This is a genomic window from Flaviramulus aquimarinus, from assembly GCF_039543205.1.
GTDB lineage: Bacteria > Bacteroidota > Bacteroidia > Flavobacteriales > Flavobacteriaceae > Flaviramulus_B > Flaviramulus_B aquimarinus.
In genome coordinates this window covers 1-7937 of record NZ_BAABJH010000003.1, presented here as the reverse complement: position 1 = coordinate 7937, position 7937 = coordinate 1, and the positions used below count along the sequence as shown (strand labels likewise).

At 33.2% G+C, this 7937-nt stretch carries 4 protein-coding genes and 1 pseudogene; all 5 read right to left on the bottom strand.

The window, feature by feature from the left end; all coding sequences use genetic code 11:
* Nucleotides 1-2884: pseudogene (locus ABD941_RS10660) on the bottom strand (hypothetical protein); the annotation flags it as partial.
* A 52-nt stretch (nt 2885-2936) separates the two neighbouring features.
* Entirely contained in the window at nt 2937-3416 is a 480-nt protein-coding gene (locus ABD941_RS10655) for a hypothetical protein (protein ID WP_345274124.1), read from the bottom strand.
* 537 nt (nt 3417-3953) lie between these two features.
* On the bottom strand, nt 3954-5873 hold the full coding sequence (locus tag ABD941_RS10650) for an OmpA family protein (RefSeq protein ID WP_345274123.1): 1920 nt from the start codon (nt 5871-5873) through the stop codon (nt 3954-3956).
* 11 nt (nt 5874-5884) lie between these two features.
* Entirely contained in the window at nt 5885-6820 is a 936-nt protein-coding gene (locus ABD941_RS10645) for a PorP/SprF family type IX secretion system membrane protein (RefSeq protein WP_345274122.1), read from the bottom strand.
* A 15-nt stretch (nt 6821-6835) separates the two neighbouring features.
* Nucleotides 6836-7937: T9SS type B sorting domain-containing protein (locus ABD941_RS10640; protein WP_345274121.1), on the bottom strand; the 1102-nt coding region annotated here is incomplete at its 5' end.

Genomic DNA, 7937 nt, shown 5'->3' with positions numbered 1-7937 from the left:
TGTTATCAGTTAGTACCGGAGTACATCCGTTTGCTATGTTGAATGCAGCGGTCTGTGCCGTTACCCAATTGTTGAATGCGGTGTCCAGATCGCCCTGTGTTGCATAATCGCAAGCATTTGAGCTATCATCGGCTGGTGCCGTGTATGTAATGTCTATAGGTGCTGCAACTGTAAAGTCAGCTGTTTCGGTAATGGTCTCACACAGGTCCGTAATGGTCCATGTTACGGTAACCGAACCGCCATCACAAAGTACAGGAGCAGATGCAGTAGCACTGTTATCAGTTAGTACCGGAGTACATCCGTTTGCTATGTTGAATGCAGCGGTCTGTGCCGTTACCCAATTGTTGAATGCGGTGTCTAGATCGCCCTGTGTTGCATAATCGCAAGTATTGGAGCTATCATCGGCTGGTGCCGTGTATGTAATGTCTATAGGCTCCACGTTAATGATTTGAGTGACCTGTTCACTATTAGTACAAATATCGGTGATAGTATAGGTTCTAGTGACTACGATTGGGCAAGTACCAGATGTACTGTCCGAACTTGTTACCACAAGATTTGCATCCGTAGTACAGGCATCATCAATGGTAAGACCTAAAGCTTCTAGCTCAGCTACAGTAGTTACCGCAGTAGTGGCATCGGCTGCAGTACAACCATTAACGGTCGTTTCAGCTATTGTTCCTGATATAATTGGTGCAGTAGTATCTTCGATATAAATGGTATGAGTGACTTGTGATGCGTTGTTACATGTATCGGTAACGGTATAGGTTCTAATAACTTCAACTGGACATGTGCTAGAACCACTATCTGAACTTGTAACAGTTAAATTGGCATCAGGAGTACAATCAGTAATGGTTAATCCAAACGCTTCTAACTCAGCTACAGTGGTTACTGCAGCAGGAGCGTCAGCAGCTATACAACCTTCAATGGTGGTGTCTGTAATTGATCCAGTTATTATTGGTGCGGTATTATCCGTAAGAGTAATAACTTGCTCAAAATCACTAATAATTGCTCCACATGCATCTGTAAAAGTCCAAGTATTAGTAAATGTACCTGCATTTGGACAAGTTGGGTCAGCAACAAAAGGTCCAGATGTTTTAATTGGCGTTAGACTACATTTATTGGCTATAGGTTCTAAAGCTTGTGCATCAGTTAAGCCAGTTGTATCATTACATTCAACAGTTCTGTCTAAACTATCGACAGGTGTTGACCATGAGATGGTAGGTTGAATAACATCAATAATGACAGGATCTTCAATACTAGCTCCACAAGGATCTTGTGTGGCAGAGCTTAACGTTGATTGTTGCTCGGTATTTATTTCTCCATTATAAGTTGCCTCAAATTGTACTTCAAATTGAAGGGTACAATCCGTTTCCAAAAAGTAACATTCATCTTTAATTTGTAGATCAAATTCTACATCAAACGGTGTACTTCCAACGGTAACCAAACTATCGTCTACAAAAAATTCTAAAATATTTGTGGTTGTGTCATATTGATATGTTACTCCGGCAGGCAATGAAGGATGTGTTGAAGGCGTTGCAGCAGCTGGTAATAAAGAAATTATTTGTGGCGGTAAAGTTTCAAAGATTCTTAAATTTTGAGCGTTATCATTACCTTTATTTTCGACGTTAAATTCAGCACCAATTGTAGTTCCTGGATTTTGCGGTGCATTTGGGGTGTCTAATGTGACATTAATGGGACCAAGTTCTGGTTTCCATATATCTATTGCTAACCCAACTAAAAATACACCATAGGTATCTGAACCTGTGGTGATTCTAAACTTTGCTTCATTTTGACTATTACCTATGATCGTGTTGCCTGGGTTATCTAATTCAAAAACTGCAGCATCAAAACCTAAAGTATTAGTACTAGCAGGACTTCGATCTACAAAATCTGAATTTCCAACAGTGATTCTACTATTGAAAAAATTATCTGCTGGCCTAAGTGTCCCAATAGATAAATCGGTGAAGCCTAAAGCTGTATTTTGAATTTGAAATCGGTCTTGATTAATACCTCTATCTCCTTCTAGAGCACCTACAACAATTTTTGCGTTAACATCACCGGCAGGTAGTGTTTGGAAACCATCAAAGTCTAATTCTGTAGGAGCACCATTAGAAACTATATGTGCATAACCATCATAAAGATTTATATTTTTTGCTTGTAAATCTGGACTTTCATACACAAAAACAATTTGCCAACCACCAGAAACCCCCGTAGGGAAACCTGTGGTATTGTCATGCTCTGTTAAGTTACCTATTTTACCTTCAACATTAGCGACTTGATAGGTTCCATAAGGACCACCAGTTAAATTATTTACTTCTGTCGTTATATCTTTTACGCATATATAAGGATCGTTACTAAAATGATCATCTCTTCCTCTATAAATGATTTCGCTTCCTGAAGCTGTCAATGTTGTATATGCAGTTTCACCTGGAAGCATTAATTTTATATCATTATAATTCCAATTGGGTTGGTTTTCAGAATTAGGATCGTTAAGATCGGGTTCTTGGTCCGATGCTGCCCAATACAGTAATACTTTCTTAATAGTTAAACAATTTGCAGTAGGTGCTGGATTAACAAAATTGGCATTACTGGAATTGAATGTATCATCAACAGTATTATTATCATCATCAACAAAACCATCAATATCAACATAAACAAGATTTCCTAGAATATTGTTGTTACACAAAGCGCAACCATCATTATAGTCAGCAGTTACATCAACAGATACCATATTATTTGCAATGATCGTAACATCTCCATTTACATCTTCACTATAACGTGCTGAAAAAGATTGTTGTAATTGAGCATGTGAATATGCACTAATTATAAGAAAGGCAACCAAAATTAATTTATGGCATTTTAAGGATTTGGTAAACGTCTTCATATGCTTATAGGTTAACTAATTGTTGTTATTTTTGTAATATGTTTTGATAATATCAATGCCCTAATTCATTAGAATTAGGTATATATGCGTTTATACTAACAGTTTTTTTATTATTACTATTTGGTAATTGTGCAATGACTTTACAAAGGTTCATAGAGCCTAGTCTTGCATTTGTATTATGTGTTGTTTTAACCTTAAACCTAATAGATTCTTTAGGGACTAAAGTGATGGAATTAAAAGTCTTACTTAAATTTTCAGACCATATTTCAACAATAAGGTTAGGATTGTTTTTTTTGCTTTTATCATTTGTATCATCTACAGTTGTTGACAGATTAAAAGTTAATTCTTTATTTGAATTATTTTGTAGTGATAAAAGATGATAATGTGGTTTTTTTGGATTTACTTCACGACTATATTTAATAACTTCTAGTTTGAATATATCTTTTTGGTTTTGACTATTTTGTTGCCCATACGATATTGTATAGAAAAAACAAATAGCTAGAATATAGGGTAGTGTAAGTATAGTTTTCATGGTGTTAACAAGATTATTCTTTTATAAAATTCTATTTAATTTATAATGAATTACATAGCAAACCAAAATTTTAGACGGTGTTATCTAATTGTTGATTGAAACGATAAAAACGTTTTTGAGAGAATAAGCAGTGAAGGAAAACATTGGAGTCCAATGTTTGTGTTACATGAATAATTAGATTTGGGGTCATAATTTTAAAATTTTGTAGGTAAAACAAAAAAACATATATGATTTTGGTTTATCAAAAATACATGGTAAATCACTTAAAAAATCGATTAAACGGTTATTTGTAACATTTTGTCGATGTTTTATTTCATTTCAACGGCTTATGCTTTTTGTAACTCATTAATTATATGGTGTTTAGGTTTTTATTAATTTATTATAATCTACATAATACAAAAGAAAGCAATTTTATTAACAAATCAGCATTTTATCGAGAAAAAATGCGTTTTATCTATTATTTTTATTGAAATAGCTTATTTAGAGCCAAAAAAAACCGTTAAGTTTATTTCTTAACGGCTTAAATTTATTAGTTATTTAATCCATTTTTATAATTATAAACTGGGTTCGTCTGTTTAATTGATGTTCATCGGGTGTGCATTTTACTCCATCAACACACTTATTCAATAATTGATTCTCACCATATCCTATAGAACTTTCTATTCGATTATTATCTATGCCTCTTGAAGTAATGTATTCTGTTGAAGACTTAGCTCTTCTATCCGACAATTTCATATTATATCTGTTACTTCCTCTACTATCTGTATGGGATTCAACTTTAATAATCATGCCAGGATGTGCTCTTAATACATCAATAACTTTTTCTAATTCATATTCTGCATCTGTTCTAATGTTCCATTTGTCAAAATCAAAGAAAATTGGGTTGATAACTATTTGATTTCCTTTAATTAGAGGTTCTAAATATAAGTCTGCATTTGTGATTTCGTTATTTTTATTACCTAAAACAAGTTCTTTCTTTTCATCTTTATAATCTGGCTTGGTTCCTAAAACCACATATGTTTTGTTACAATCTGCATCAAAAGTATAAGCTCCATCACTACTAGTGGTTACTTCATTAATCACTTTTCCGGTTTCATTAATAAGCTTAACTACTGCGTTTTCTAGAATCTCATTAGTATCACTATCTCTTACTATCCCTGTGATTTTTTGAGAACATTCATATGAAGTAAAACTGTAAATATCGTCGTTTCCTTGTCCACCAGGTCTGTTAGATGAAAAATAACCTCTATTGTTTACATCATTTGAGTCTGCATAAAAAGCAAAATCATCATATCCACTATTATAAGGTGCTCCTAGATTTTCAGGTTCTGCTGCTTGATCTTTAATGATATTGGATTTGAATATATCTAATAATCCTAAGTTTAAATGTCCATCAGAAGAAAAATAGAACGTACTATCTTTACTAACAAACGGAAACATTTCTCGACCTGCTGTATTGATTTTATTACCTAAATTTTTAGGTTTGCTAAATTTATTGTTCTCTAAAATATCTACCTCGTAAATATCCGTTTGTCCAAAACCGCCTTCTCGGTCTGATACAAAATATAATTTTTTGTTATCTGAACTTAGTGCTGGATGACCAGTCGAATACACTTCATCATTAAATGGTAGTTCTTTAATATCTGACCAACTATCTTCAATACGCGTTGCTTTATAGATTTTTAAATGTGTTGTTCCTTTATTGTCATAATCTAGTTTGTTTTTTCTAGTTACATTATCTCTTGTAAAATATAATGTTTGTCCATCGTTAGATATAGCTACTGTGGCTTCATGATAATCGGTATTAACTTTTGAAGCATTTATAAAATTTGGAACTCCAAATTCTAATTCACCCTCTTTATCTTCAACAGAAACTTGAAATAAATCTAAAAAAGGTTCTTTGTTCCAAGCATATTTTTCAGTTTCATCCGTACCTTTTGAAGAAGCAAAAAATAATTGATTATTATGGATATATGACCCAAAATCTGATAGGTTAGAGTTAATAGGTAAATTAACTATTTTTATAACCGTTTTATCATCATTGGATAGTAACTCACTATATTTAGTAAAGCTACTTGTGTCATAATTTTTTGTTTTACTATCTTGGTTATGAATGTCATTAAATTTTTTCATCCATATATCTGCTTCGGTATAATTACCTAAACTTTTTAACGTTTGAATATATTTAAACAAATATTCAGCAGGAATCTTATCATATTTATTTACAGCTTTTGAGTACCATACTACAGCTTTTTCTGAATTTGAGTTGTTGTAGTAACAGTCTCCTAAACGTGTTAAAACATGCTGGCTATCATCACCGTTTTCTATGGCTTTTTCATATAATTCGCTAGCTTTTACATATGCATAATTATCAAAAAACTTATCTGCTAGTTTTTTTTGAGCAAACATTGAGCTAGTAGAAAAAGCTAATATTAGTATTAAAAATTTTATTTTCATGATAAGTTATTTTAGAAGTATCTAGGTGATTTAATACGTTTACTTTTAAATATTTCAAACATAAGCAAAACTTCATGGGTTCCACTCGTATAAGCTCTTAACTCTGATAAAGGATATTCATAGGCATAACCAATACGTAACTGTTTTGAAACCTGAAAATCGGCTAGTCCTCCAATGGCTTCTGCAGACTCGTTAATTCTATATGATGCACCAAGCCAAAATGTGTCATAAAATAAGAAGTTTGCTGTTATATCAAATGATAAAGGTGCTCCATTGGTTGCTTTAATTAATGCTGCTGGCTTAAATTTGGTTGATGCGCTTAAATCTAAAACATAACCACCGGTAAAATAGTAGCTAACGCGTTCTAGAGCGACATAATCAATAGTTCCATTTCCACCGTTGTTATAATCTGTATTTAATACTCTAGGGGCAGAGAGGCCTAAATACCATCTGTTAGTATGTAAAAAAGCTCCAAATCCTAAATTAGGACTCCATCTATTGGAAACCTCATTAAAAAATTGGTCATTTATAACAGTGGGGTCATTTAATAGCTCTTGGTCAATATGGTATTGCGTAAAACCTGCTTTCATACCAAATGCTAATTTAGCTTTTTGACCTATAGGAAGGGTGTATGAAAAGTCGCCATATAAATATGAAAAATTTTCATAGCCAAGTTCATCATTTATAAAGGATAAACCTATACCAACTCTATCATTTCTAAGAGGTGTATGCACAGATAGTGTTTGTGTAGTTGGTGCGCCTTCTAGGCCAACCCACTGACTTCTGTGTAAACCTACTACACTTAACGTTTCTCTACTACCTGCATAGGCAGGATTTATGGAGATTGTATTATACATATACTGTGTAAATTGTGGAAGTTGCTGTGCAGCTCCAATCCAGCAATTTGCCAGCATAAAAATAATGATATTTAATCTTAATGACTTCATAGTAGTATATTTGGGTTATTTAGATCCTACATAAAATGCTTTCGCAAAAGGCTCTAATCCACTATTTCTTAAATTAATTATATAGTAATATGTTCCGTTTGGAACTTTATCTGCTTGTCCAACTGATGAATTATGAGCAAACCCATTCCAATCATTTTGATAATTAGAATTGTCATAAATTTTTGCTCCCCAACGATTGAATATTTTTAAATCTACAACAAAACCACAAGTTTCAACACCTGTAATTGTAAAGAATTCGTTATGTACATCACCATTTGGGGTAATAACTTTTGAAATTATAACATCTTCTCTACCACAAGGTAAAACAATACACTCATCATGAATTTCTAATGTTAATTCTGTTGTATTTAAACATCCATTATTTATAGTGGTATAGCTGAATTTATAGTTGCCTAGTTCTACATTTTCTGGATCGAATATATTTTGATCTAATGCGGTATTACCTTCAATAACAATCCATTCTCCTCCAGTTTGATTATTATCTAAATAATCATCTAAATCAATGGTACCATCATCAGAACAGGCTCTATCATCTTTACTAGTAATAAAATCATTTAAAGTTACAGTAACTGTTTGTCTGAATATTTGTCCGTTATCACATTCATCTGTAACATTCCAAGTTCTTATTATTTCATAATCTAACGGATTGCTTTCATCAAAAGAATTTGTTTCTTCAAATTCAACAGTAACGTTTTCAGAACAATTATCAGTAAATTCTATAGTTGGGACTTCTGGTATATCTTCACAATTAACAAATATTGAAGCCTCTATTGTAGTTGTAGGCTCTGGAGCCTTCGTGTCCTGTACGGTAATTGTCTGAATATGAGTTGTTTCTAATCCGTTTTCATCTATAGCAACCCATTTGCGTTCTAAAGTGTAATTAGAATCACATGTGCCATCGGTTCTTGTTTCTGTAAAAACAATATCTACATTACCGCACGGGTCAGTTGCAGTTAATTCTTCTGCATCAGGAACGTTATCACATTCAAAAGTGTCATCTCCAGGTGGCGTTTCAACAAATGTTGGTGCTTCCGCATCGGTAATCGTTATTAACTGGTCACAGGACAGGCTGTCATTCACACCGTCATTGGCAATC